Origin of the sequence: Nocardia sp. CA-145437 (assembly GCF_050956485.1) — a bacterium.
Taxonomy (GTDB): domain Bacteria; phylum Actinomycetota; class Actinomycetes; order Mycobacteriales; family Mycobacteriaceae; genus Nocardia.
Map to the genome: position 1 here is coordinate 4,002,850 of NZ_CP191204.1, position 23,430 is coordinate 4,026,279.

26 protein-coding genes are annotated in these 23,430 nt (G+C 68.3%); 16 read left to right on the forward strand and 10 right to left on the reverse strand.

What is annotated here, in order from left to right; translation table 11 throughout:
- Positions 1-37: 37 nt before the first annotated feature.
- A complete protein-coding gene (gene cobG / locus ACQPYY_RS18605) occupies positions 38-1,237 on the forward strand; it encodes a precorrin-3B synthase (protein ID WP_433590336.1) in 1,200 nt (399 codons plus the stop codon).
- 154 nt (positions 1,238-1,391) lie between these two features.
- On the opposite strand, the gene ACQPYY_RS18610 is transcribed toward cobG, so the two are convergent.
- Positions 1,392-2,852, reverse strand: coding sequence for a DUF6345 domain-containing protein (locus tag ACQPYY_RS18610; RefSeq protein ID WP_433590337.1), 1,461 nt, complete (start codon positions 2,850-2,852; stop codon positions 1,392-1,394).
- A 350-nt stretch (positions 2,853-3,202) separates the two neighbouring features.
- Between ACQPYY_RS18610 and ACQPYY_RS18615 the strand changes: the two genes are divergently transcribed.
- A complete protein-coding gene (locus ACQPYY_RS18615; protein ID WP_433590338.1) occupies positions 3,203-4,165 on the forward strand; it encodes an AraC family transcriptional regulator in 963 nt (320 codons plus the stop codon).
- Positions 4,166-4,268: 103 nt separating this feature from the next.
- On the opposite strand, the gene ACQPYY_RS18620 is transcribed toward ACQPYY_RS18615, so the two are convergent.
- Positions 4,269-6,017 carry an acyl-CoA dehydrogenase family protein gene (locus ACQPYY_RS18620; RefSeq protein WP_433590339.1) on the reverse strand — a complete coding sequence of 583 codons (1,749 nt, stop codon included), beginning with the start codon at positions 6,015-6,017 and terminating at the stop codon, positions 4,269-4,271.
- 487 nt (positions 6,018-6,504) lie between these two features.
- Positions 6,505-7,713, reverse strand: coding sequence for a cytochrome P450 (locus tag ACQPYY_RS18625; RefSeq protein ID WP_433590340.1), 1,209 nt, complete (start codon positions 7,711-7,713; stop codon positions 6,505-6,507).
- Positions 7,714-8,190: 477 nt separating this feature from the next.
- On the opposite strand from ACQPYY_RS18625, the gene ACQPYY_RS18630 reads away from it, so the two are divergent.
- Positions 8,191-8,742 carry a hypothetical protein gene (locus tag ACQPYY_RS18630; protein WP_433590341.1) on the forward strand — a complete coding sequence of 184 codons (552 nt, stop codon included), beginning with the start codon at positions 8,191-8,193 and terminating at the stop codon, positions 8,740-8,742.
- Here ACQPYY_RS18630 and ddaH read toward each other — a convergent pair.
- The gene (ddaH, locus tag ACQPYY_RS18635) at positions 8,711-9,583 is read right to left on the reverse strand and encodes a dimethylargininase (RefSeq protein ID WP_379100025.1); all 873 of its coding nucleotides are present in this window, start codon (positions 9,581-9,583) and stop codon (positions 8,711-8,713) included. The genes ACQPYY_RS18630 and ddaH overlap by 32 nt on opposite strands.
- A gap of 176 nt (positions 9,584-9,759) precedes the next feature.
- Here ddaH and ACQPYY_RS18640 point away from each other — a divergent pair, with 176 nt between their 5' ends.
- The 4 genes from ACQPYY_RS18640 to ACQPYY_RS18655 all read left to right on the forward strand — a co-directional run bounded on the left by ACQPYY_RS18640 (position 9,760) and on the right by ACQPYY_RS18655 (position 13,196).
- Positions 9,760-10,197: an Lrp/AsnC family transcriptional regulator gene (locus ACQPYY_RS18640; RefSeq protein ID WP_357276068.1), complete on the forward strand. Its 438-nt coding sequence runs from the start codon at positions 9,760-9,762 to the stop codon at positions 10,195-10,197.
- A gap of 108 nt (positions 10,198-10,305) precedes the next feature.
- Positions 10,306-10,941 carry a precorrin-8X methylmutase gene (locus tag ACQPYY_RS18645; protein ID WP_433590342.1) on the forward strand — a complete coding sequence of 212 codons (636 nt, stop codon included), beginning with the start codon at positions 10,306-10,308 and terminating at the stop codon, positions 10,939-10,941.
- The gene (cobJ, locus tag ACQPYY_RS18650) at positions 10,938-12,596 is read left to right on the forward strand and encodes a precorrin-3B C(17)-methyltransferase (RefSeq protein WP_433590343.1); all 1,659 of its coding nucleotides are present in this window, start codon (positions 10,938-10,940) and stop codon (positions 12,594-12,596) included. The genes ACQPYY_RS18645 and cobJ overlap by 4 nt, the downstream gene beginning before the upstream one ends.
- Positions 12,597-12,650: 54 nt before the next feature.
- Positions 12,651-13,196, forward strand: a complete 546-nt coding sequence (locus ACQPYY_RS18655) for a PadR family transcriptional regulator (protein WP_433590344.1) — start codon at positions 12,651-12,653, stop codon at positions 13,194-13,196.
- Between the two features lie 24 nt (positions 13,197-13,220).
- Here the strand turns inward: ACQPYY_RS18655 and ACQPYY_RS18660 are convergent, their stop codons facing one another.
- Together ACQPYY_RS18660 and ACQPYY_RS18665 are read right to left on the reverse strand one after the other, a co-directional pair.
- Positions 13,221-13,964: a cobalt-precorrin-6A reductase gene (locus tag ACQPYY_RS18660; protein WP_433594676.1), complete on the reverse strand. Its 744-nt coding sequence runs from the start codon at positions 13,962-13,964 to the stop codon at positions 13,221-13,223.
- Positions 13,961-14,518 (reverse strand): hypothetical protein, encoded by a 558-nt coding sequence (locus ACQPYY_RS18665; protein WP_379100035.1) that lies wholly within the window; start codon positions 14,516-14,518, stop codon positions 13,961-13,963. Before ACQPYY_RS18665 ends, ACQPYY_RS18660 begins: the two co-directional genes overlap by 4 nt.
- Before the next feature lie 371 nt (positions 14,519-14,889).
- Here ACQPYY_RS18665 and ACQPYY_RS18670 point away from each other — a divergent pair, with 371 nt between their 5' ends.
- Positions 14,890-15,204, forward strand: a complete 315-nt coding sequence (locus tag ACQPYY_RS18670; RefSeq protein WP_433590345.1) for a 1-deoxy-D-xylulose-5-phosphate synthase N-terminal domain-containing protein — start codon at positions 14,890-14,892, stop codon at positions 15,202-15,204.
- Positions 15,205-15,258: 54 nt separating this feature from the next.
- Here ACQPYY_RS18670 and ACQPYY_RS18675 read toward each other — a convergent pair whose 3' ends face one another.
- Positions 15,259-15,633, reverse strand: a complete 375-nt coding sequence (locus tag ACQPYY_RS18675) for an STAS domain-containing protein (protein ID WP_433590346.1) — start codon at positions 15,631-15,633, stop codon at positions 15,259-15,261.
- Positions 15,634-15,982: 349 nt separating this feature from the next.
- Here ACQPYY_RS18675 and ACQPYY_RS18680 point away from each other — a divergent pair, with 349 nt between their 5' ends.
- Both ACQPYY_RS18680 and ACQPYY_RS18685 read left to right on the forward strand, forming a co-directional pair.
- Positions 15,983-16,153 carry a hypothetical protein gene (locus tag ACQPYY_RS18680; protein WP_433590347.1) on the forward strand — a complete coding sequence of 57 codons (171 nt, stop codon included), beginning with the start codon at positions 15,983-15,985 and terminating at the stop codon, positions 16,151-16,153.
- A gap of 196 nt (positions 16,154-16,349) precedes the next feature.
- The gene (locus ACQPYY_RS18685) at positions 16,350-16,760 is read left to right on the forward strand and encodes a low affinity iron permease family protein (RefSeq protein ID WP_433590348.1); all 411 of its coding nucleotides are present in this window, start codon (positions 16,350-16,352) and stop codon (positions 16,758-16,760) included.
- A gap of 43 nt (positions 16,761-16,803) precedes the next feature.
- Here ACQPYY_RS18685 and ACQPYY_RS18690 read toward each other — a convergent pair whose 3' ends face one another.
- The gene (locus tag ACQPYY_RS18690; RefSeq protein ID WP_433590349.1) at positions 16,804-17,268 is read right to left on the reverse strand and encodes a CinA family protein; all 465 of its coding nucleotides are present in this window, start codon (positions 17,266-17,268) and stop codon (positions 16,804-16,806) included.
- A 22-nt stretch (positions 17,269-17,290) separates the two neighbouring features.
- Entirely contained in the window at positions 17,291-17,440 is a 150-nt protein-coding gene (locus tag ACQPYY_RS18695; protein ID WP_433590350.1) for a hypothetical protein, read from the reverse strand.
- 371 nt (positions 17,441-17,811) lie between these two features.
- On the opposite strand from ACQPYY_RS18695, the gene ACQPYY_RS18700 reads away from it, so the two are divergent.
- The 6 genes from ACQPYY_RS18700 to ACQPYY_RS18725 all read left to right on the forward strand — a co-directional run bounded on the left by ACQPYY_RS18700 (position 17,812) and on the right by ACQPYY_RS18725 (position 22,260).
- Positions 17,812-18,186 carry a hypothetical protein gene (locus ACQPYY_RS18700; RefSeq protein ID WP_433590351.1) on the forward strand — a complete coding sequence of 125 codons (375 nt, stop codon included), beginning with the start codon at positions 17,812-17,814 and terminating at the stop codon, positions 18,184-18,186.
- Positions 18,183-18,611: a CBS domain-containing protein gene (locus ACQPYY_RS18705; protein WP_433590352.1), complete on the forward strand. Its 429-nt coding sequence runs from the start codon at positions 18,183-18,185 to the stop codon at positions 18,609-18,611. Before ACQPYY_RS18700 ends, ACQPYY_RS18705 begins: the two co-directional genes overlap by 4 nt.
- A gap of 316 nt (positions 18,612-18,927) precedes the next feature.
- The gene (locus tag ACQPYY_RS18710) at positions 18,928-19,134 is read left to right on the forward strand and encodes a hypothetical protein (RefSeq protein WP_379100051.1); all 207 of its coding nucleotides are present in this window, start codon (positions 18,928-18,930) and stop codon (positions 19,132-19,134) included.
- 185 nt (positions 19,135-19,319) lie between these two features.
- Complete coding sequence (locus ACQPYY_RS18715) at positions 19,320-19,955, forward strand: flavodoxin family protein (protein WP_379100053.1); 636 nt, start codon at positions 19,320-19,322, stop codon at positions 19,953-19,955.
- Positions 19,952-20,557 carry a UdgX family uracil-DNA binding protein gene (locus tag ACQPYY_RS18720; RefSeq protein ID WP_433590353.1) on the forward strand — a complete coding sequence of 202 codons (606 nt, stop codon included), beginning with the start codon at positions 19,952-19,954 and terminating at the stop codon, positions 20,555-20,557. The genes ACQPYY_RS18715 and ACQPYY_RS18720 overlap by 4 nt, the downstream gene beginning before the upstream one ends.
- A gap of 167 nt (positions 20,558-20,724) precedes the next feature.
- Complete coding sequence (locus ACQPYY_RS18725; protein ID WP_433590354.1) at positions 20,725-22,260, forward strand: FAD-dependent oxidoreductase; 1,536 nt, start codon at positions 20,725-20,727, stop codon at positions 22,258-22,260.
- Between the two features lie 438 nt (positions 22,261-22,698).
- Here ACQPYY_RS18725 and ACQPYY_RS18730 read toward each other — a convergent pair whose 3' ends face one another.
- A complete protein-coding gene (locus ACQPYY_RS18730) occupies positions 22,699-23,244 on the reverse strand; it encodes a DUF2267 domain-containing protein (RefSeq protein WP_433590355.1) in 546 nt (181 codons plus the stop codon).
- Positions 23,245-23,430: the final 186 nt, after the last annotated feature.

The window sequence follows — 23,430 nt, forward strand, 5'->3', positions numbered from 1 at the left end:
GCCCGGCCTCGGCATCCTCCGTACGCTGGGTGGCGTCATGACGCGAACCGATCCCGACTCCTGCCCGGGCGTGCTGCGCCTGCACGAAGCAGCCGACGGTCCCCTCGCCCGTATCCGGGTGCCCGGCGGACTCCTCTCCCCCACCCAGCTCCAGGCCCTCGCGGCAGCGGCCGCCGACCTCGGCGACGGGAACATCGAGCTCACCTCGCGCGGGAACATCCAGTTCCGGCAGGTCCGCGACGCGGCCGCGCTCACCGAACGGCTCACCGCGGCCGGACTGCTGCCCAGCGCCACCCACGAGCGGGTGCGCAACATCATCGCCTCGCCGCTGTCGGGACGCGTCGGCGGCTGGACCGATGTGCATCCCCTGGTTCCGGCTCTCGACGAAGGACTGCGCGCACAGCCGCGCTACGCCGACCTGCCCGGCCGGGTCCTGTTCACCCTCGACGACGGCCGCGGCGATGTCAGCGGCCTGGGCGGCGACATCGGCGTGCACGCGCTCGACGAGCGCACCTGCGCACTCCTGTTGGCGGGCAAGGACTCCGGCCTCCGCCTGCCCACCGACGCCGCGGTCGACCTCATGCTCGCCGCCGCGGACGGCTTCCTCGACCTCCGCGACGGCCACTGGCGCTTGCACGAGATCCCCGACGGCGCGGCCCGGCTGACCGACCGCCTCCACACCGCCCACCCCGACCTCGACGTCGCCGGCGATCTCCTGGAACCGCCCGGCCCCCAGGACCTTCCGATCGGTTGGATGACCCAGTCCGACGGCCGGGTGGCCCTCGGCGCGGGCGTGCGCCTCGGCTCCCTCCCCGCCCGCACGGCCGAATTCCTCGCCGCCGTCGAATGCCCGATCATCGTCACCCCGTGGCGCAGCCTGATCCTCGCCGACCTCGACGAATGGCCCGCCGAACAGGTGGTCCGAGTGCTGGCTCCCATGGGCTTGATCTTCGACACCGCGTCCCCGTGGCTCCAGGTCAGCGCCTGCGCGGGCATGCCCGGCTGCGCGAAGTCCCTCACCGACGTCCGCGCCGACGTCGCCGAGGCCGTCGACTCCGCCCGCGTGCTCCCCACGGGCGCACCGGGTTTCGCCCGCGACGGTCTCGACGCCGCCGACGTGGTGGTCGCCGGCCGTCAGCACTGGTCCGGCTGCGACCGCCGCTGCGGCCGCCCGAAGGGCGCGGTCACCGACGTCATCGCCACCGCCGACGGCTACCGCATCATCCCCGCCGACTAGCCGAGGGACCGAACCGGCGGGATCAGGCGGAGCGCACGGTGCGAGCGGGATGCCTCGTCCTCCCGTCACGCCACCGCGGAACTCGAGGCGGCCGCGCGCCTTCGGCTGTTCTCCTGACGAGTCCCGGCAGGGCATGCGGCGGCTCGGTGCGTCCTCAGACAGTGACCTCGACGATGTCGCGGATCCGGAAGCGGCCGCCGGTGATCTCGATCGTCTGGCGGGCGACGAGGGCCGCGTCGTCGCGGTCGTAGCGGTAGCCGATCTCGCGGGAGTCGGGGACGACGGCGAGACGGGCACGGCCGCCGAGGCATTCGGCGCGGGCGGCGGTCGCCTCGGTCAGGGCCGTGCAGGCGTCGGTGTCGTCCGTGGTGGGCGGGTGGACCTGCTCGGCGCTCAGGATCGGGACGGTGGTGTCGGAGATCGAGCAGAGTCGGCCGGTCGGGTCGAGGGTCATGGTGAGCTGGCCATCGCCGCCCGCGACGGCGGGGACACCGTCGTGGAGCTGGCGGTAGTGCAGGGTGTAGTCGGCCACCGCGGCCGCCACCGTGTCGCCGTCGCGGCTCGCGCCCGCGTGGAAGGTGGCCGACATTCCGGCCAGGGCGAGGTCGTGGCCGAGGTCCAGTTCTCGCAGGGCCCGGTCGGCGAGGTCGCGAATCTCTTCGGGTGTGCGGCCGTTGGCGGTGCGGTCCGGCTCGGCGTAGAACGCCTGGTAGCTGCCGTCGGGGTGCATGACCAGCCGGGGTTCGAATTCGGCTCGCGCGCAAGTCTCCTCGGTAACCGGGGACGCGGGCTCGGCGAGCAGGCCGCGGAGCCCGCGCCGTTCACCCAGGGCGGCCGCGGTGTCGGCGTCGGCGCTGCGGCGGGCCAGGCGCAGTGACATCGGTTGGCGCGGAAGGGGAATGCTCAGGTCGACTTCGAGGGGGAATTGACCCGCCCAGCGCCACCAGTACCAGTCGTCGGAGACCGCGCCGCCATGGAACAGCCGCTCGTTCCAGAGCCGGTCCTGCGCCTCACGGTCGGTGGCGCCGCAGGCGGCCGAGGACACCCGGTGATTGTTGTGGAAGATCGACAGCGCCGCGTCCTGCCACGCCTGGCTGAACGATTTGCCGGTGTTCCATTCCTTGAAGAACCGTGTCCCCTGCTGATCGGTGTCGAAGGTGAGGCTGTCGAATCCGAACAGCATTCGCGCGCCCCGGTTCGGCGTGTGCCAGGTGCGGTAAGGGCTGTGTCCGAAGTTGGTGCGCAGCGATTCGCAGCCGTGCAGGAACAGGTAGCGCAGACGCTGATCGCCGAAGCCCATCCGGTCGGATTCGGCGTAGATGGTGTTGTCCCAGGTACGGCCCATCGAGGTCAGATACACGCCATTGCTCATGGTGGTGCTGTGCGCGTAGTGGTAGAAGACCCGCACCGAGTCCATGCCGAGGCTGTCCTGCCAGTTGTCGTACTCCTGGTCGTACCGCCATTCGCGCACATCGTCGTCCTTGGCGTGGAAGTTGACGCCGTTGAACTTCGCGACGTAGTCGAGAAAGCCGCTCACGCACGCGTGCGGATAGGTCAACGTGGCGTCTTTCGGGTAGACCTGCACCGACGCGCCGCCGTACATGTTGTCGGACATTGTCGAATGGTCACCGATGCCGGGCGCCCGGGCACGGGTACCGGACTACTCGTTTTCCCCGCCGACCCGCCCGGGGCTGGTAGATGCCCGAGATCTGCCCCCCATCAGCAGACCGCCGGCACACGCCAGCCCCGGGCGCGGCGACCCTGCGCGGGCGCGGTTTCGTCGAGCACCTGAGCGAGGGCCTGACGCCGCCCGCGGGCCTCGTCGACCGCGAGCGGCGTTCCCGGTCGTCGGCGTCGGCGCCATCGACCGGAGCTTCGGCCAAAGACTATGTGCGCGTATAGATTCTGTTCCACCGGATTCGCGACGACCCGCGTCCGGATTTGCGACGACAGAAGGGGTCGCCGGTGTCCGAACTCGTCGTGGTGAGCGACACGACAACGGAATTGTCGAAGCATGACAGGCCTGGATACTGGCGTGAGCAGGTGTCGGCGAACCAGGGCGGGGCACGGGTCGACTTCTCCGATTGGCCGAACTTCCATGGCGCACTGCGGGTTCAACGTCTGGCGAGCTATCGGCTCGGCGACTACCAGAATGTCGCCTTCGAATCGACTGGAATTTCGTACGAGCGCACTATGGCCGACATCGATGCCGATGGTGACCGCAGCGCTCGGCTGCTCGTCGCCCGTAGCGGACCCCTCGACATCGAGCAGCACGGCACTCGGGTGTCGTTGCGACCCGGGCAGATGGGTGTGGTCGATTGGGGGCAACGCATGGTGCTCTCCCATGCCGACCATGTGCGGGGTTGGATCCTCAACATCCCCGCCGACGCGCTGCGGCTTCCCGAAGCACCGGTCAGCCGCTCGTTTCTGGCGCTCGACACCCATGACCCCTTGCTCGGTTCCGTGCTCGCGCTGACCGAACAACTCTCCCGTCACGGCGACTCCATGACGCCCAGCCAGTTCCTGAGGATCAGCACGCATTGGACGGGTCTGCTCGCCGGCGCCCTCGACGAACGCCGAGCCCCGGAAGACACGAAATTCGCGGCTATTTCCCGGGATGCGCGTCTGTACATTCAACGATGTTCGGATGATCCGCGACTGACCGTGGATGCGGTGGCCGAACATCTCGGCATCACCCGGCGGCAACTCGAGCGGGCGATGCGTGATTTCGGCACGTCACCTCACAGCTACCTGCTCGCGACCCGCCTCGACCGCGCCGCGCAACGATTGGCCGACCCTCGGAACGCTGGTCACACGATCGCGGATATCGCCTACGACAGCGGATTTGTCGCCTTGTCCGTCTTCACCAAGGGCTGCCGCGACAGATTCGGCGTTCCCCCGGGCCGGCTACGGAGCAGGTCGACCTGACCGCAGCCGCCGCGGTGTCGTCGGTCCGGGGTTCGGGACCTGGTGAACAGCCAGCGGCCAGGCTCGCGGGCGGGCCTGGCCGGTGGCGCCTAGGTCAGGGTCGTCACCGATCGTGGCAGCGAGTTTCCCAGGCAGCGGGCAGGTCGTCGGAAAGGACCGGCGCCGCCAGAATTTCATCGTCGAAACCGAAAGCGTCCAGCAACGCGGGGAGGTGCTCGGCCACGGTGTCGATGGCCAGGCGGAGTCGCTGTTTGATGGTGTCGACCGCGGCGATGTCGAGCAGTCCGTGGGTGAGGTACCAGACTGCGTGCTGATCGAGGTAGTTCAGCGCGAAGACGTCACGCACGGCGGCGATCTCGGGGTGATCGGCGAATCGGTGGAGCACCTGGAGGGCTTCTTCGGCCGAGTAGGCCTCGGCGAGGGCGAGCGCTTCGGGAATGACCGCCAAGCGCCCCTCCAGTCCGGGCGTCGTCAGGTATTGCTGGGTCTCTTCCACGATCGTCAAGGTCCGGGCGCTGAACAGGCTCAGGCGGTCGGCTTGATCGGTGGGATCGTGCAGAACGACTTCCGGTACCGGCTTTCCGGCCAGGTATTTGGCCAGGACGCGACCGGCCACGGAGCCGAGGACGTGGCAATCGCCCTCGCCGGTGATGGCCGCGTGGCAGACCCCGAGGTAGTCGGCCACCCGATTGGCGCTGAACATTCCCTGGGCGCCCATCCGAATTCTGGCGTGGGTCACCGTGTCCAGCGCGTGCAACTGGATGAAATGCTTGGCCAGCATCACCGAGACGACCGTGTCACGGCTGGTGAGGTCGGCGTTGGCGAGCGAGGTTTTCACCGTGTTGCCGTAGAGCGTGCGAGCGATGGTGCCGGCCAGGTCGGTGAGCAGGGTGTCGCGCACGTGCGGCAGCTCGACCATGTACGGGGTGTCCGAGGGAGTCAGCGGCACCACCCGCTTGGCGGCGTACCGCAGCGCGATGTAGAGCGAGGCCCGCGCGGTGGCGTTGAGGCAGGACGCGAGCGCGAGCCGACCGACCGTGAGCTGACTGATCGCCGAGGCGAACGACCGCTTCCGGCTGTCCTCGTCGCGCCAGGTCAGCACGCCCTCGTCGTCGATGGTGGCGAGGTCGTTGCTCAGCCAGGCGCTGCGGTCGACCTTCAGCTTGTCGAACCCGATGACGGAGTTGTCCATGATGACCAGCGGTTGATGGTCGAGCTGCGTGATGGTCACACCGGGCGCGGGGGCGCCGTCGGGGCCACGTAGTCGTGCCGCGAACAGGTGCACCCCGTGATCGACGCCCGCGGCGTCGATGAAGCGCGCGCCGACCACGCAGACGCGTGCCACGGGGATGCCGACGCTGGGCATGAACTTGCGGGCCCGCGGGTTCGGGGTGTCGATGACGAACCCGTCGCCGTCCCAGGTCGCGCGGGTCTGCATGAACTGGATGTTGGACCCGCACCCGTATTCGGTCAGCAGCATCACCCCGACGCTCGAGCCGTTGTCGAGGTCCTGCAGATACGGTGCGGCCGAATCGGAGTCGGTCAGGGTGGACAGGCTGCCCGAGGCCAGGTTGTAGTGCCCGGAGATCAGCGGGATCAGATCCGTCGCCAGCACCGCCGACCAGTCGAAGACGGCGAAGAGTCGTGGCAGGTCGGTGGCGATGTCGCGGGTGCTGCCGACTTCCGCGACCAAATTGTGCAGCTGGTCGTAGGCGTTCTGGCGGCGTTGCTCCTGGCTCTGGGCCTCGGTGACGAAGTAGGCCGGGTTGTTCAGGATCTTCTGCAAGTGCTCGTCGAACTCGAGGCTGCCGTGGCGGAGAACTCCGGCCAAGGGGGTCTGCTCATGCTGCATGATCCTTCTCCTACTCATTCAATCGATCCCGTCGGCAACTGGTCCGCCGAGGGCATAGGAGGCATCGCGGCGCTCGGACGCACCGGCGCCCGGCGTTGCTGCGTGATTACGCGGGCACCGTGACGGGTCCGGAACAGAGAGCCGGGCGATTACCTGTCAGAAGTTCGACGCACCACTCACCTTCACGCGACATCCAGCGATGTGGGCTGGGGAAGGTTCGGGAGGCCACGCGCGCCCGACCGGATCACGGTGTTGCGCGGGAGAGAGATTCGCGTGAGCAGGCCGGTAGCGGGACGCGACTGCTGAACCACGGTCGCGACCAGGGTCGCTCGCGTGATTCGTTGCCACAGTGCCACGTTCGGCCCGAAAGTCACGAATTGTAGTGTTACACAGATTGTCTGAAAGTTCGCAGTGAACCATCACAGTGTGTCGCGAACAGACACGCCGCGAGTGCGGTCACCCACGTCGGTTCAGCGCGTTCGGGTGGCTACGGCGTGGGGAACGGGTAACGCATCGGCGGGAAGACCACGGGCAGCTCGGTGAGAGCGCGGTGGAACGGGCCCGGCCGCCACACCAGGTCCTGCTGCGGGACCGCGAGTCCGATCTCGGGCAGGTAGTCGAGCAGCTGGTCGATCACCTCCTGCGCCAGCAGCCGCCCGTAGGGGCGGGCTGCCGCCGGGCAGGCATGCTCACCCGAGCTGAACGCGAGGTTCCAGCCGTTGTCGATGCTGCCGCCGCCGGCCAGCGCCGGGTCGGTGTTGCACGCGGCCATGCTGATGATGACCGGCTCGTGGGCGGGCAGCCACTCACCGTCGATCAGGACCGGCTGGGGCGGATAGGTGATGCAGTAGTTCGCCATCGGCGGGTCCGTCGCCAAACGCTCGTCGATGGCGATGCCGGTCGACAAGGGCGGCGAGTCGGCGGCGGAGATGAAGCGACCGTCGGTCATCATCAGCAGCAGCGTGTTGGCGATGAGGTTGAGCGGGGGTTCGACACCGGCGGCGAAGAGCAACACCAACTGGTGCACCATCTCCTCGTCGGTCAGCCCGGCGGGGTGCTGAACCAGCCTCGTGGTGACATCGACGCCCGGATACGAGCGTTTGAGCGCGGTCAGGTCGAGCAGGGCCTCACCCATTTGCGCGTTGACCGTCGCGGTGTCCACCCCGTCGAACATCGCCGCGCTGGCGGCGGCGACCCGCTGGCCGATATCCGGCGGGCAGCCCAGGATTTCGCAGAAGCACGAGAAGACCATCGGGAGGGCGTACTGGCTGAGGACGTCGGCGCGGCCGTGGGTGGCGAACCCGTTGATGATCGGCACCGCGGAGCGTTCGACGATGGCCCGCACCGTGTGCAGGTCGATGCCGGACAGGGCGTCGGTCACGGCCTGACGGTAGCGCGCGTGTTCGTGTCCGCTGGTGCGGATGGCATTGGGCCGGTACTCGACCATCGGCAGGATGGGGATATCGGCGGACACGGTCTTCTGCCACAGTCGGGGGTCGGCCGGGAAATGGAAGGGATCGTTGAGGATTCGCACCGCGGTCGCGTAGTTGATGACCAGCGTCGCGGGCACTCCGGGCCACATCTCGACCGGCACCAGCGCCCCGAACTCGCCGCGCATTCGCCGATAGTGCCCGTGGGGGTCGGCGGCGAATTCGGGACTGTAGATCGGGACTCGCACGATGTCGGTCGGCCTCACGCCGAGGGTTGCACCCTGACGCGCGTGCTGCGGATCCACGTAGTCTCCCAGTGTGTGGCATGAAATTGGTTGCGGCAAAATATAACCCAGGCCGGTCGCGGGCACATCGACGAAGGGCCCGGTCACACCAGTGGTCACGTGGTCCGGGAGCCGAGGTGCACCGGCAGCGAGCTGCCGGAACGGCCGGACACGCTCGGGCGTCGGACCGCGATGTCGGCGGGAAGGTCAGGTCCCTCACGATCCGCGGCGATCGGGTGAGCACCACGGTCCCGGCCGCTCGGCGCCCGGCGGCGAGCCGGTCGGGAGAACGCGGGACAACACCGACCGGGCCGGGTGGCGGACTACTCGATTCCACCGTCGACCCGCGCGCGGACGGGCCCGACCGGTCCGGGACGGGTGGGGGGTGCACGCGGCGCGGTTGCTGGTGCACAGTGAGGTTGTCCGCGCTGCGACGACCATCGGATGCTGGAGGCGGCCATGACCATCGCGAAGCTCAGCGATCAGGAGATCCTGGCGATGTCCGACGAGGAGCGTCGCGAGCTGATCCGGCGGTTGCAGCCGCCGCCGGAGCGGGTGCTGCCGCGCCCGGAGGTGGTGCGGCTGCATCGGCGGGTACGGCTGGCGCTCATGGTCGGCGGCTGTCTGGGGCTGATTCCGTGGATCGTGTACCTGGGGTTCTCGTTGCCGGCGGAGTATCACGCCCGTAACTGGTCGCTGGCCTGGATCGGGTTCGACATCGTGCTCGTGCTGATGATGGCGGCCACCGCGTATCTGGGCTGGAAGCGGCGGGTGGTGTTGCTGCTCCCGGCGTTCGGCACCGGCATCCTGCTGGTGGTGGACGCCTGGTTCGACATCGTGACCGCGGACGCCGGGGATTTCTGGCTGTCGCTGGGTACGGCGGTCCTCGGCGAGATCCCATTGGCGGCGTTGCAGATCAGTGGCGCGATCATGCTGCTGCGCTTCCTGATCCTGGCTCACCCGCTGCACGATCCGCAGGTCAGTCCGTTCCGGACGCGACTGCCGTTCTGACCGAGTGCCATTCCATGGTGCAGCACTTGACGCTGCCACCGGACTTGAGCAGCTCCGACAGGTCGATCCCGACCGGTTCGTAGCCGCGCGCCCGCAATTGCGCGGCCAGGTCGACGGCCTGGTCGCTGAGGAACACGTGGTACCCGTCGCAGACCCCGTTGAGGCCCAGCACATTCGCGTCGGCCTCGGTGGCGATGATCGCGTCCGGGTACAGGCTCGCGAGCAGCCGCGCACTGGGTCCGCTGAAGGCGGCCGGGTAGTAGGCGATGGTGTCGTCGAGGACCATGAGCGCGGTGTCGAGGTGGTAGAAGCGCGGATCCACCAGATCCAATGAGACGACCGGCAATCCGAAGTACTCCGCCACCTCCTGGTGCGCGCCGCGGGCGCTGCGGAACCCGGTCCCGGCGAGGATCCGGTCGGGCGCGATGGCGAAATCGCCCTCGCCCTCATTGGTTTCACAGGCGCGCGCGACGCTCGTGAAGCACTGGGCGGCCATCCAGTCGTGGTAGGCCGGGCCTTCCTGCGCGCGTTCGGGATTGGCGAAGCGGGCCGAGAGCGCCCGCTCCCCGATGGCCAGTCCCCCATTGGCGGCGAACACCATGTCCGGCAGCCCCGCCACCGGTTCGATGACGTCGACCCGGTGTCCGTGCCCCTCGTAGGCGACGCGCAGCGCGTCCCACTGGGCCAGGGCGAGCCCCCGGTTCACGGGGTCGGCGGTGTCCATCCACGGATTGATGGCGTAGGTGACGTCGAAGTGGTCGGGGCGGCACATGAGGTAGCGGCGGGGCACGGGCCGGCGGGCGGCGGGATCGCGGGCGGGCAGCGTGGCTACGGACGTCAACGGGACTCCCTCGGAAGCGGCGCGGACGGGTCTGACACGAAGATAAGTGGCGTACCGTTGCGTCAGGAATAGCGAAACGTTGCGTTGATCAACCCGTGAACAGCGATTCGTTGCGCCTGAACGATGCGCGTGCATCATCGCGCCCGATATGCCCGGATCCTCGAGAAGGAGCGACCGTGGACGATCTCGACCGCCGGATCCTGGCCCACCTGCTCGAGAACGCGCGCGCCTCGTTCCAGGACATCGGCGCGGTCATCGGCCTGTCCGCCCCCGCCGTCAAACGCCGCGTCGACAAACTGGTCGCGGCGGGCCAGATCACCGGTTTCACCGCCGTCGTGAACCCGGCCGCCCTGGGCTGGCGCACCGAGGCGTATGTCGAGGTCTTCTACCGCGACAACATCTCCCCCGCCGAACTACGCCGCGGCCTCGAACCGATTCCCCAGGTCGTCGGCGTGTGGACCATCGCCGGTGAGGCCGACGCACTGGTCCACGTGATGGCCACCGACATGGCCGAGATCGAGGCCACCGTCGAACGCATCCGCGAGAACGCCCGCGTCGGGCGCACCCGCAGCAATATCGTCATGTCCCGCCTGCTCGAACGTCCCCGCACCTGACCCGGCCGGGCCGGAAAGCACCGGCCGCGCCCGCTGCGGACCGTCCACTGTGGCCGGGCGCACTACCCGCCCAGCGACGCTCCGGCGGCGAAATCTAGGGTGGAGGCCATGTCCGACGTGCGTGCCAGCTACCTCAAAGACGGGGCCGAGATCTATCGGCGCTCGTTCGCGACCATCCGGGCCGAGGCCGATCTGGCCCGGTTCCCGGCGGACGTGTCACAGGTGGTGGTGCGCATGATCCACGCCTGCGGGCAGGTGGATCTGGCGGGCGACGTGGAGTTCAGCACCGATGTGGTGGCCAAGGCGCGGGCCGCGCTGCGGTCGGGCGCGCCGATCCTGTGCGACGCCAAGATGGTCGCCTCCGGCGTCACCCGCAAGCGGCTGCCCGCCGACAACGACGTGCTGTGCCTGCTCGACGACCCGCGCGTGCCCGACCTGGCCGCGCGCATGGACAACACCAGATCGGCTGCGGCCCTGGAACTCTGGAGTGACCGCCTCGACGGCGCCGTGGTGGCCGTCGGCAATGCGCCGACCGCTCTGTTCCACCTGCTCGACATGATCGACGCGGGCGCGCCCCGCCCCGCCGCGGTGCTCGGGATCCCGGTCGGGTTCATCGGGGCCGCGGAATCCAAGGAGGCGCTGGCCGAATACGGCGGCGTCGAATTCCTGACCGTGCGAGGCCGGCGCGGCGGCAGCGCCATCACCGCCGCCGCCCTCAATGCGATTGCGAGCGAACAAGAATGAGCAAGCTCTGGGGTGTCGGGCTCGGACCCGGCGATCCGGAACTGGTGACGGTCAAGGCCGCCCGGGTGATCGGCGAGGCCGACGTCATCGCCTTCCACAGCGCCCGGCACGGGCGCAGCATCTCGCGCGCCATCGCCGCCCCCTACATGCGCGAAGGTCAGCTCGAGGAGCACCTGATCTACCCGGTCACCACCGAGACCACCGACCACCCCGGCGGCTACCAGGGCGCGATCGACGAGTTCTACGAGTCCGCCGCCGCCCGCCTGGCCGAGCACCTCGCGGCGGGCCGCACCGTCGCGTTGCTCGCCGCCGGTGACCCGCTGTTCTACAGCTCGTTCCAGCACATGCACCGCCGCCTGGCCGACCGGTTCGATACCGAGATCATCCCCGGTGTCACCTCGGTCAGCGCCGCCTCCGCCGCCCTGGGCACCCCCTTGGTGGAGGAGAAGCAGGTCCTCACCGTGCTGCCGGGCACGCTGCCGCCCGAGGAGCTGACCCGCCGCCTGCGCGAGACCGACGCCGCCGCGATCATGAAGCTCGGCCGCACCTACCCCGGTGTGCGCCGCGCCCTCGCCGACTCCGGCCGCCTCGACGACGCCTATTACGTCGAGCGCGCCAGCTCCGACCGGCAGCGCGTGCTGCGCGCCGCCGACGTCGACGAGTCGAGCGTCCCGTACTTCGCGATCACGGTGGTTCCGGGCCCCACCCCACAGACCCGCATCACCCTGACCGATTCCGCTCAGGCCGCCGCTATTCCCGCCGAAACGGTTGCGGCGGAGCAGCCTTCGGAAGCCGCCGACCCGATCGCGCACGCCACCGCGACCGCCGCGGCGCAGGTCGGCGCGGTCACCGCGGCGGGTGAGCGCGCGGACCACGCCGCCCCGAACCCGGATGCGGCGCGCCAGGATCGGGTGGGCGAGGTCGTCGTCATCGGGCTGGGACCGGGCGACGAGGGCTGGACCACCCCCGAGGTGTCGCGCGCGCTGGCCGAGGCGACCGACATCGTCGGCTACACCACGTATGTGAACCGCGTGCCGGTGCGACCGGGTCAGCGGCGCCACGCCAGTGACAATCGCGTCGAATCCGAGCGCGCCGGAATGGCTTTGGACATGGCCAAGCAGGGCGCGAAGGTCGTGGTGGTGTCGTCCGGAGACCCGGGCGTGTTCGCCATGGCGGCCGCGGTGATCGAGGAGTCGGCGGATCCGCAGTGGCGCGAGGTGCCCGTGCGGGTGCTGCCCGGCGTGACCGCCGCGAGCGCGGTGGCGAGCCGGCTGGGCGCGCCGCTGGGCCACGACTTCGCCATGATCTCGCTCTCGGATCGCCTCAAGCCGTGGGAGACGGTGGCGCAACGGATTTCGGCGGTGGCGTCGGCGGATATGGCGTTCGCCGTCTACAACCCGGCATCGTCGCAGCGCACCTGGCAGGTGGCGGCCATGCGGGATCTGGTGCTCGAGCACCGCAAGCCCGAGACGCCGGTGGTGATCGGCCGCGATGTGGGCGGCCCGACCGAGTCGGTGCGGGTGGTGACGCTGGGCGAGCTGGATCCCGCCGTGGTGGACATGCGCACGCTGCTGATCGTGGGCGCATCCACGACCACGGTGTTCGAGGCGGCCGGCGGTCCGCGCGTGTTCACGTCGCGTCGCTACGAGGTCTGAACGCCCGGCCCCGTAATATTCCTATGTAGAACGTAGGCTGTGGAAGGAGTGCCGGTGCCAGAAGATCACGCTCGACGCCCGCTCAACTCGACGGCCGCGTCCCTACTCGGATTCCTGCACCAGGGCGAGATGTCGGGGTGGGATCTGGTGGCGCTGGCCCAGGACCGCATCGGCGACTTCTGGACCATCACCCAGAGCCAGGTGTATCGCGAGCTCGCCACCATGCACGGCCTCGGCCTGGTCGAGAAGGGCGCGTCGGGCGCCCGCGACCGTACCCCGTACCGCATCACCGAGGACGGCCGCGAGGCCTTCGCCGAATGGATCGCCCGCGATCCCGGCCCGGAGACCATCCGGGTGCCGCTGCTGCTGACCCTGTCCTTCGGGGAATTCGTCGACGCCACCCGCCTCGAACGCATCGTCGCCGCCAACCGCACCGTGCACGAACAGCGGCTCTCGGGCTATCTGTCCGGTCACGACGAGCAGCGGATGTCGCCCTACGAGCGGGCCACACTGGATTTCGGCATCCGCTACGAGCGGGCCGTCCTGGAATGGTTCGACCGCCTGCCGGAGCTGCTGGACCGCACCAGCCGCCTGTCCTGACCGGATCCGCGCCCGGTGCTGTCGCTACGCTTCGTCGCGCCGGGCGCGCAGCCAATCCCACGCGGCCGCAACTGTTTCCACCTGCTGCGCGCCCGCGGGCAGTGGCGGCCGGTCGATCATCACGACCGCCAGGCCCAGTTCCCGGGCCGCGGTCAGCTTGGCCTCGGTGAGCGCACCCCCGCTGTCCTTGGTCACCAGGACGTCGATGCGCCGTTCGACGAGCAGTGCGATCTCGTCCTCGACGCTGAAAGGTCCACGGGCGAGCAGCAATTCGTGATGCGCGGGCACCGCGCCCTCGGGCGGGTCGATCGCCCGGATCAGGAACCACTCGTCGGAGTGCTCGAAGGCGGCCACACCCTGGCGGCCGATGGTCAGAAATACCCGTTTACCGAGCGCCGCAGCGGCTTCCGCCGCCAATGCCAGATCCGGCACCCGCACCCACCGGTCCCCGCACCGCTCGATCCACCCCGGCCGCCGCACATGCAGCACCGGCAGTCCGAGCTCCGCCGCCGCGACCGCCGCATTGGCGGTGATCCCGCCCGCGAACGGATGGGTGGCGTCCACCACGGCCTCGATGCCGTTGCCGGACAGCCACTCCCGCAGCCCGTCGACACCCCCGAATCCGCCCACCCGCACCTCGCCGACCGGCAGGACGGGTGCGCGCACCCGCCCGGCGAGCGAGGACACGATCTCGAATCCCCGCTCGCCGGACGCGATGTCGGCGAGTTCCCGGGCTTCCCGGGTGCCGCCGAGGATCAGCGTTTTCAGGGCTGCCCGCTGAAGTAGGCCGACCCGGAATCGATCAGCGGCTGCCCGCCGACCACCAGCAGCCCGATGATCGCGCCCGGGATGGCACCGATCCCGAACAGGAACGCGCCGAGGATGCCGCCGATGATCCCGCCCAGCGCCGCGTGCTGCAGCTGCCCGAAGAAGTCACCCTGCGAGTCGATGTCCTTGGCGGTGGCCAGCGGCGCCGACACCGAGGTCAGCGTCAGCTGGGTGCCGGTGGTGTCGATGGCCGCGGTCAGCCCGTACTGCTTGCCGGCCAGTGTGCCGGTCAGCGGCACCTGGGTGACGACGTCCCCGGCCTGGTTCTTCAGGAACACCGTCTGGCCGGCGGCGTCCAGGCTGAACTGCCCGCCGGTGACCGTGGTGACGATGTCGTTGGCATCGCTGACCACGACGTCGTAGCCGACGCCCTGCTGGGTGCCGTGCAGCGGCGACGCGGCCTGCTCCACCACCGGAGCCTGGTCGAGCGGAACGGCGTATCCGGTGCCCGCGGCAATGCCGGTCGCGGCCGCGGCGACGAATGCGGTAGCCACGAACTTTGTGTACTTCATCGATCTCCTAATAGAGCTACATCCGAATCCGATAACCCTCGGATTCCAGCTCGTAACCCTACCGTTGACGTAGTGATGTTTCAGTTTGGATGGCTCACTGAGGACACGGATTCCGCTGTCCGACACCGTAGTCAACCGCCGCCGGAACGCGTTCAGCCTGGTCACCGAAGTGCCCCGGCCCAAACCTCACATCACGCGGATGGCCCAATTGCGCACTCGCCCGGCGCTTGTCAGGAAGGCAATCCACATGACCCCGCGGTCTCATCTCATCTCAGCGATCCCCGTCTTCGAGCTCTTGGCCCACTGGCGCGAGTCGGCTATCGGACCGACCTCCTGTTCGACAGCGGATTGAAATGAATCGGGAGAAAACCACTCTCAGTCCAAGCGCGAATGGATCTCCAGGACACAGAGCCCCCTCATCTAGCCCTCGCGGACATCGATGCTGCCCGCCATCTGCGGGCCCGGACGCACTCGTTCCGCTCGATGACGCCCAGCTCAGGCAGTTGGCCGACGAGATACGAGCGTTGCCGACCGAGATGATCTCGGTGACGGGAGGGCATGTCGGGCCGGATCTGGGTGTGGTCGAACCAGCGTTCGTCTCGCATCGTGTCTTGTCATCACCGCGGGGCGCTCTTGCTCTGCGATACCGGCCGGATGGCGCACCGTGACCAGCAGCGTACCCACCGAACAAACCGAAGGGCGCGCTGCTGGGGTCTGTGCGATCAGGACGACGTGTGCAGCGGTCGCGCGCTACAGGACGCCGCCCAGATCATCGGCATGAAGGCCTCAGCGATCGTGCCGGCCGTGGTCAGGGTGGGGCCGCAGACTTCGAGCACGCGGTTCACACAGCGTGGTCCGGCGACGACGCACAGGGCGCGGTGGTGCTCTCGGGCGTGGTCGTCGGCGTCGAGGAGGGCTTGGAGGCCCGAAAGGCTCAAGAAGGTCACCCGCGACAGGTCGACCACGACGAGCCGGCCGCGGGTGGCGATGCCGTAGCGGAGGTGCTCGCGCAGTTCGTCGACGGTGGTGGCGTCGATCTCGCCGGTGACGGTCAGGATCGTTGTTGACCGCGACGGCCTGCTGCGGGTGACTCGCATCAGGGTGTTCGACCCGCATCGCCCAGCTCGAGCCGGTCGGCGTTCAGCGAGGAATGAGTTCGACATCAGGATCAGATCCCTTGTCCGGTTGCATGTGGGGCCCGCTCGGGGTCGCCGCACTATGTATCGCCCTGCCGAACAGGCACAGACTGGGCTGCTGATTCAACCGTGATCATGGAGTTCCCCGCCTGACGGTGAGATACACCTGCAACCCAGACAGATGATTGCCGCCGTCCCCGATGGGTAATCGCCCGACCCTGAGTTCCAGCGAGACGACTACGCCGTTGCGGAGTGCGGCAGTTATCGAAAGGCGTTATCGGGTACGCGGTAGCCAGGAGGTTGCAAAGAAATGGTTGCTCTACTGCTGGTACTGCTGCTCGCCCTGGTTCTGTTCGGAGCGGGGTTCGCGCTGAAAGCCTTGTGGTGGGTCGCGGTCGTCGTCCTGGTGGTGTGGATTTTCGGTTTTGTCTTCGCCAGCGCCGGCGAGTCCGGAGCCCGCAAACGGTGGTTCCGATGGTGAGGTCCGTTCGCTGATTCGATCATCATCGATGACCAGAACAGTCCCGGAAACGCTGCCCATAGGTCGATAAGTGGGCTGCGTGCCCATGGGCCCGGTCCGGAACCATCAACTCTGGCCCTGAGTCTCGTTTGCCGTTATGCCGGCTGTGGTATCGCCATCGCGACCAGCCAATCCATCCAGCGCGAGGAGCGTACACATGGACGTACCGCCCCCCAGGTCGGCAGAGCGTGACGACAGGTTGTCCCTCTTCGATCGATTCGCCACCAAGGCCAGCGAATTCGCTTCCCGGGCAGGATTCTTCGTGTTCTGCGTCGTCCTGGTCGCGGTCTGGGCGCCGTCGATCATCGTGTTGCCGAACATCGACACCTGGCAGCTGGTCATCAACACCGCCACCACGATCATCACGTTCCTGCTCGTGGCGCTGTTGCAGAACACGCAGAGCCGCAGTGACGCCGCGCTCCATCAGAAACTCAACGCGATTGCCGGCGCTCTGGCCGCCTTCATGGGTGAACTCAGCGCCGAATACCCCGAACTCGACCGGCACCGCGCTGAACTCGCAGACGCCGTCGGACTCGAGCGTCGCGAAGGTTCTCAGCACCCCGGATGACGACCCACCATGGCTGCGCCACTGAATCGACAGGCTGAATCTCTCAGTTCCCGACCGCATCGAGCAGCATGCCGATCGCGGCTTCGACGGCCGCGGCCAGAACTTGCTCTGGCTCACCGTCGAATTGCTCGTGCCGGACCCTCGTCTCGCCGAAAGCGTCCACCGCGAACCACACCGAGCCCGCGGGCTCACCGTCCTGCGCGCCAGGGCCTCCGACGCCGGTCACCGCCACCGCGATATCTGCATCCAGCAGCGACCGTGCTCCCGCTGCCATTGCGCGCACGGCCGGCTCCGAGACGACAGGCACGTCGGGAACGCCAAGCACGCGATGCTTGACGTGTGCGCTGTAGGCCACTACCCCACCACGCAACCAGCGGGCGGAGTCCGGTGCCGCGCCGAGCGCCGCTGACAACTTCCCACACGTCAACGACTCCGTGACAGCCACGGTGCGCCCCGTCCGCACAGCCGTATCAGCGACCCGCTCGGCGAGCTCACCGATCCGCACCATCACCTCATCCTTTCGAAGTAGCTCAGGTAATCGGTTGTGCTGCAAAAGAAGTGAGAATTCCGGCGTTCCACGCATGATCGATCAGGTCGATCACACGGATGTCCGTCAACTCGGCCAGAATCGGACCGTGGAACCGTGAATTCACGAAAGCGGCAACGTGTTCGGCGATCATGCGACCGATCGGGCCCAACGCGACTGCGACGCGTCCGAGAGTCGATGTCGCCGGGCTCGATGTCGACTCGGTCGGCTCCGACGGCGACCCGCACCGACCCTGCCCCGCTGGGGCCGAAGGCTACCGAGCCGATAGCTGTGCGATCGCGCTGAAGTGGATTCATGAGCGCACCTCCCATGCGTGGATCGAGCCTTGATCGGGGTCGGTCAACCGTCGTATCCATGCGCCTACCCCGCTGGCGATCAGGTATTCATCGCGCCGTCGTGTGATCGCGGGAAGCCCGGGTATGGCGTAGGGCGAGGTTCACCCGCTGAGAGGAGCTTCCTGTGCGTGTCGTCGTAGTCGGCGCAACCGGCAATGTCGGAATCTCGGTGGTCCACGCCCTGTCTGCCGATCCCGTCGTGACGTCGATCATCGGATTGGCACGCCGGCAACCACAGCTTCGAATCGAGAAGACGTCCTGGGCCGGTATCGACATCCGCGTCCATGCCCACGCCGAACTCGGTTGGAGCCCTCGCTACAGCTCAGTCGAAGCCTTGCTGGAGGTGCTCGGCAGAATCCGCGCCGCCGCCGAGATCGACACCCCACCACTATCGCGAACCGCGGGCGGACCGCTGCGGATTCACGAATTCACCTCCGGCATCGACGCTCGCGATCCGGTCGACCGCGCACCCGTCCCGAGAACCGGCAATATCCGGCCGGGCGACACCATTCTCGACGAAACACCCAGGAGGACAAGGAAATGACAACCGCACGCGAACTGATGACACCTGACTGCGAATGCGTCCGCGCCAGCGACACCGTGCTCGACGCCGCGCGCAAGATGGCCGACCTGCATATCGGTGTCCTGCCGATCTGCGGCGAGAACCTCCGGTTGAAGGGCATGCTCACCGACCGCGATATCGTCGTCAAAGTCGTCGCACAGCAGAAGGACCCGATCGGTATCAAAGCCGGCGACCTCGCCGAAGGGACTCCCGTGCTCGTCAACGCCGACGACGACGTATCCACGGTGCTGCATCTGATGGCCGACCACCAGATCCGGCGGCTACCCGTGATCGAGAACAATGAGCTGGTCGGGATCATCGCTCAAGCCGATATCGCACGCGCCCTGAAACACAAAGTGGCCGGCAAGACCATCGAGGCGATCTCCCAGGATGAGGGCGATCGGTAACACGACGACTTCGGGGACCATCTCGGATTTCTGATCGCTCCGACCTGGGCGACTCGGCGCCGCTGACGCATCGCCCATGCGCTACGACGCGGTCGGGGATCTGAGGGCAGGTCGTCCGGCCTGACCGGGTGCGGCACCTTCCGGCCTCCGCGATTCGAATGCGCGCCCGCGGGTAGTTCCCGACGGTGACCGGATTCGGCACATTTGCAAGGAGGCGCCCATGATGGCAGGACGGAACATATCGCAAGAATCGCCTGGTCGACAGCGCAGATTGTGGCGTCGTCATTCCGGCGAGGGCATCGAGGACAGTGTCAATGTGGTCGGAATCGTATTGCTGGGGTTGGGGATCGTGAGCATGGGTTTGGCGCTGGTGGCCGCCGGGACCGGATTCGGCGGGTGGGCGATAGTGGCCGGTGTGGCGTGCGCCGCGTTCCTGTTGACCGGCGGCGCGGTGATCGTCACCGAGTGGCGACATCGCCGAGCCCGGGATGTGGCGGGATCCGCTGTACGGCAAGGCCATTGAAGCAACGGGAATACCGGCCCGGCGCTCGGCCTCGACCAGTCGGTGTTTGCGATGACTGGTGTCGCACACTGGATAGATTTCGGCATTCTCGGCGCGCTGCTCACCATTCCGCGAAATCCGGCCCGGTTACCTCGCGATCACGGGGGTAATTCCTGCACAACACCGCCACTGGGAACGGAGTCGCCATGACCTCGACAACCGCCGAATCGCCCGCGGCCGAATTGAACGCCGTCGCCCTGGTGTGCACGCTGAAGCGGTCGCCGGACGAGTCCAGCAGCGACCTCATGGCCCGCCGCATCCTCGATCGGCTCGCCGAGCACGGCGTGAAGGGCGAGATCGTCCGGGTCGTCGACTACGACGTCCGTCCGGGAATCAGCGCGGACGAAGGAGACGGGGACCAATGGCCGGCCATTCGCGAGGAGATTCTCGCCTCGGAGATCCTGCTCATCGCGACCCCGACCTGGGTCGGACACATGTCCTCGGTGGCGCAGCGGGTACTCGAACGGCTCGATGCCGAACTTTCCGCTACCGACGCAGCGGGCCGACCGGCCATGACCGGGAAGGTAGCCGTCGCCGCGGTCGTGGGTAACGAGGACGGCGCGCACAAGATCGTGGCCGACCTCTTCCAAGGCCTCGACGATATCGGCTTCACCATCCCAGCCCAGGGCTGCACCTACTGGAACGATCAGGCCATGGGCGGCACCGACTATCGCGATCTGCCCGCCGAGCCCGACGCGGTCGCCGACGCCACAGCCACACTGGCCCGCAACACCGCCCACCTGGCCCGCCTGCTGACCGCACAGAACTACCCGGCACCGTGACCGCCGCGGACTTCGTTCCCCAGCACGCAGGGCTGCCTGGCCTTCGGAAGGCGGCTCGGGACTGCCACGGTTGCGCTCTGTACCGCTTCGCCGGGCCAACGGTTTTCGGTGAGGGCCGGGCCGACGCAGACATCGTGCTGCTCGGTGAGCAGCCCGGCGACCAGGAGGACAGGGTGGGGCATCCGTTCGTCGGACCCGCGGGGCGGCTGCTCGACCGGGCGCTGGCCGACGCCGGAATCGACCGCGACCAGGTGTATGTGACCAACGCGGTCAAGCATTTCAAGTTCACCGAGCGCGGCAAACGGCGAATACACCAGCAGCCCAACCGCACCGAGGTGGTCGCGTGCGCACCGTGGTTCGACGCCGAGATCCGGGCGATCGGACCGCGCCTGGTGGTCTGCCTGGGCGCTGTGGCGGCGCAATCGCTGCTGGGACCCTCGTTCCGGATCACCAGCCACCGGGGGCAGTTCCTCCCGCACGCCGGGTACCTGGTGTTGCCGACCGTGCACCCGGCGTCGGTCCTGCGCAACCCCGACCGCGACCGGGCCTACCTCGCATTCGTCGCCGACTTGAAATGCGTCGCACCGAGACTGGCTCGCTGAAGGTCAGGACGTGCGCACACAGAATTCCGCGGTCCGATTATCGGATTGCAGAGACAACCGGGGGCATACCCGTGAGGGTGCCGAATCAAGGTCGAAGTGCCGCGCACCGGCCCTGCGAGGCGGTGGCCCTGCGGTTTCGGCGGCCGCCATCGGGCTATAGCGTCACCATGACACCAGTGTGGAAGATCGAGAACACGGCTGCGGCCCGCCTGCGCGTGACACCCGGGGCGCGTTATGACGTGGTCGTGATCGGCGGCGGGCTCACCGGCCTGGTCACGGCACTGCTGCTGGCGCAGAGCGGAGTCGAGGTCTCCGTCATCGAGGCCCGCCGCATCGGCGACGGAACCACCGGTGCCAGCAATGCCAAAGTCAGCCTGCTGCAAGGTATCCGAGCCCAGCGGATCCGGCATCGGCACAGCGCCGACATGGTGCGCGCCTACCTCGACGCCAATCACGCGGGCCAGCAGTGGCTGCTGGAGTACTGCGGCAGCCGCGGTGTCGCCTGGCAGCCCGCGGACGCGTACACCTACGCCCAGAGTGAACGCGAACTAGCCTCCGTACGAAGGGAATTCGGCGCCCTGCGAGAGGCCGAGATGCCGGTCGAGTTCACCGACCGGATCGATGCGCCGTTCCCCGCCGTGGGCGCGGTGCGGCTCGCGCGGCAGGCGCAGCTGAATCCGATGGCGCTGCTGGCGAGTCTGGCCGCCGACGTGGAATCACACGCGGTGCCGATCCATGAATCCAGCCTGGTCCACGGCGTGCGCACCGCCGCGACGGGCGACCACCTCGTCGAGACCGAGCACGGTCCGGTCCTGGCCGGGACCGTCGTCCTCGCCACCGGGACTCCGATCCTGGACCGGAGCGGATTCTTCACACGCCTGCTACCGCTGCGCTCCTACCTCACCGCTTACCGCCTGCCACAGTCGTTTTCGGGCATGTACATCACCGCAGGAGAGCCGACTCGTTCGATCCGCACCGTTCCCGACCCCGACGGCGACGTGCTGCTGGTCGGCGGCAACGGCCATGTGGTCGGCCGCGCGGACCACACCGACGAGCTCGTCGCCGACCTGCGTCGCTGGACCGAGCGCTGGTTCCCGTCCGCGACCCCGCTGACCAGCTGGTCCGCCCAGGACTATCAGCCGATCGGCGAACTCCCGTACGCGGGTCCGCTGATTCCCGGTCACGACGGCATCCTGCTCGCCACCGGATACGCCAAATGGGGATTCACCAATGCGGTCGCCGCCGCCGAGGTCCTGGCCGGCCGGATCACCGGCAAGCGGCCCGATTGGGCGGGCGTCTTCGCGACCTGGCGGCCTGGTGAACTACGGTCGCTACCCGCTGTGGCCCGCGCTACTTCCGGTGTGGCACTGGAATTCTGCGCGGGCTGGTGGCAGCTGGCCCGCACCGCTCACGAGCCCGTTCCACCTGCTGAGGGCGATGGGCGAGTCGAGCGCAGGCTGGGCCGCCCTGCCGCTACCTGCACTGTCGACGGCACGACCACCACAGTCTCCGCCATCTGCCCCCATTTGGCGGGCGTGGTGCGCTGGAATCCGGCCGAGAGGTCCTGGGACTGCCCACTGCACGGTTCCCGCTTCAGCGCCGACGGCACCCGGCTCGAGGGCCCCGCCACCCACCATCTCACCCCGCTGTCAGCGCCTTTCACCGGACCGTCGGCACACATCCCGCAACCGGATGAGCACTGACCGCATAGCAGCGCGAGACCCGCGATGACCTACGAGCCCGATCAGATGGGATCGGCACGACTGTGCGCCGTTTCGCATGTCCGGAACGCCTCGAACACGCACCGGCCGCGCGAATTTCTCGTACTCCGGCATCGGATTCGTACCGGGCGGCGCGGGAGGATGTGTTGGCGGCGCTGGAGTTTCATACTGGAGCGGACCGGCGTCGTGCTTCGTGCCGGTTGGTCCGGGCGGTGCGAGGCACGACGTACCGGATTGAACGAGCGAATGGCCGACACCCCCCGGGTGCCCGCAGTCGCGGCCAGGCCGCCTGCGACTGCGCGACACCCACCGGTCAGCTCACGGCAGGCCGCGCCGACGACCCACATCCGGGCCAGGCCCGGGCGCACCCAACCTTCGCGCCCGGGCCGACCACGACCGGCTCCCGCGATCGCCACGCGCTCACGCGCTCTCCGGGAGCGTTCCGGGCGGTACCGCAGGTGGCAGCGGGGTGACGATCGGGCGGAGCGGCTCGGGTGCGGTGGTCAACTGGTCCACGACGTCGACGCGCAAGTGCGCGGTGAGGTCGGCGAGCAGTTCTGGGTCCTGGAGCCGCAGCACGCGCAAGACCACGTCGATCAGGTGGCGGGCACGTTCGGGTGAGACCGCCAGGCGCCAGGCGACCTCGGCGATCACCGCGGTGCAATCGAGTGCGCGCGGTGTCCCGTACCTGTTCATCGCCGACTCGAGGAAGCCGGGCAGCCGATCGGCGAGGCGGTGGCGGACCGGAGGCGGCAAGCAATGCGCGCAGGTGGCCAGAACCGCGGTCACGGCGTTGCGAGCCTGGTCGCTGGTGTCCAATTCAGCCGCCGGTTGCACGGCGTCGAGCAATTCGCGGTAGTTCATGAGGAGTCCGGTCCGTTTCGGCGATCGCGACGGCCCGCCGCCCCCGCACGGCCCGGTCTGCTCGGTCGCGGGAAGTCTGCCGTAGTTGATCATCAACGGCATTCCCCGGGCTGCACGGCCGAAACCGCGATCGATCGATAACTCGGACGGTCCTCGCCGTGACCTCGATCGTGGGATTGGTCCCGCTGTTCCGTGGCGCGGGCAATCAGTCACCGCGAACTGGCGCGTAGATCATCGGCTATCGGGTAGTGCCACATCGGGTCGGGTGTCATACCAGGCCCGGAGAAT

Bases quoted from the DNA above. Each gene is read 5' to 3' on its own strand.
- ACQPYY_RS18685 (WP_433590348.1), top strand. From the start codon at position 16,350: ATGGACGTACCGCCCCCCAGGTCGGCAGAGCGTGACGACAGGTTGTCC.
- ACQPYY_RS18670 (WP_433590345.1), top strand. From the start codon at position 14,890: ATGAATCGGGAGAAAACCACTCTCAGTCCAAGCGCGAATGGATCTCCA.
- ACQPYY_RS18690 (WP_433590349.1), bottom strand. From the start codon at position 17,268: ATGGTGCGGATCGGTGAGCTCGCCGAGCGGGTCGCTGATACGGCTGTG.
- cobG (WP_433590336.1), top strand. From the start codon at position 38: ATGACGCGAACCGATCCCGACTCCTGCCCGGGCGTGCTGCGCCTGCAC.
- ACQPYY_RS18705 (WP_433590352.1), top strand. From the start codon at position 18,183: ATGACAACCGCACGCGAACTGATGACACCTGACTGCGAATGCGTCCGC.
- ACQPYY_RS18620 (WP_433590339.1), bottom strand. From the start codon at position 6,017: ATGCAGCATGAGCAGACCCCCTTGGCCGGAGTTCTCCGCCACGGCAGC.
- ACQPYY_RS18610 (WP_433590337.1), bottom strand. From the start codon at position 2,852: ATGTCCGACAACATGTACGGCGGCGCGTCGGTGCAGGTCTACCCGAAA.
- cobJ (WP_433590343.1), top strand. From the start codon at position 10,938: ATGAGCAAGCTCTGGGGTGTCGGGCTCGGACCCGGCGATCCGGAACTG.
- ACQPYY_RS18715 (WP_379100053.1), top strand. From the start codon at position 19,320: ATGACCTCGACAACCGCCGAATCGCCCGCGGCCGAATTGAACGCCGTC.
- ACQPYY_RS18630 (WP_433590341.1), top strand. From the start codon at position 8,191: ATGACCATCGCGAAGCTCAGCGATCAGGAGATCCTGGCGATGTCCGAC.
- ACQPYY_RS18680 (WP_433590347.1), top strand. From the start codon at position 15,983: ATGGTTGCTCTACTGCTGGTACTGCTGCTCGCCCTGGTTCTGTTCGGA.
- ACQPYY_RS18645 (WP_433590342.1), top strand. From the start codon at position 10,306: ATGTCCGACGTGCGTGCCAGCTACCTCAAAGACGGGGCCGAGATCTAT.
- ACQPYY_RS18675 (WP_433590346.1), bottom strand. From the start codon at position 15,633: ATGCGAGTCACCCGCAGCAGGCCGTCGCGGTCAACAACGATCCTGACC.
- ACQPYY_RS18725 (WP_433590354.1), top strand. From the start codon at position 20,725: ATGACACCAGTGTGGAAGATCGAGAACACGGCTGCGGCCCGCCTGCGC.
- ACQPYY_RS18695 (WP_433590350.1), bottom strand. From the start codon at position 17,440: ATGATCGCCGAACACGTTGCCGCTTTCGTGAATTCACGGTTCCACGGT.
- ACQPYY_RS18730 (WP_433590355.1), bottom strand. From the start codon at position 23,244: ATGCCGTTGATGATCAACTACGGCAGACTTCCCGCGACCGAGCAGACC.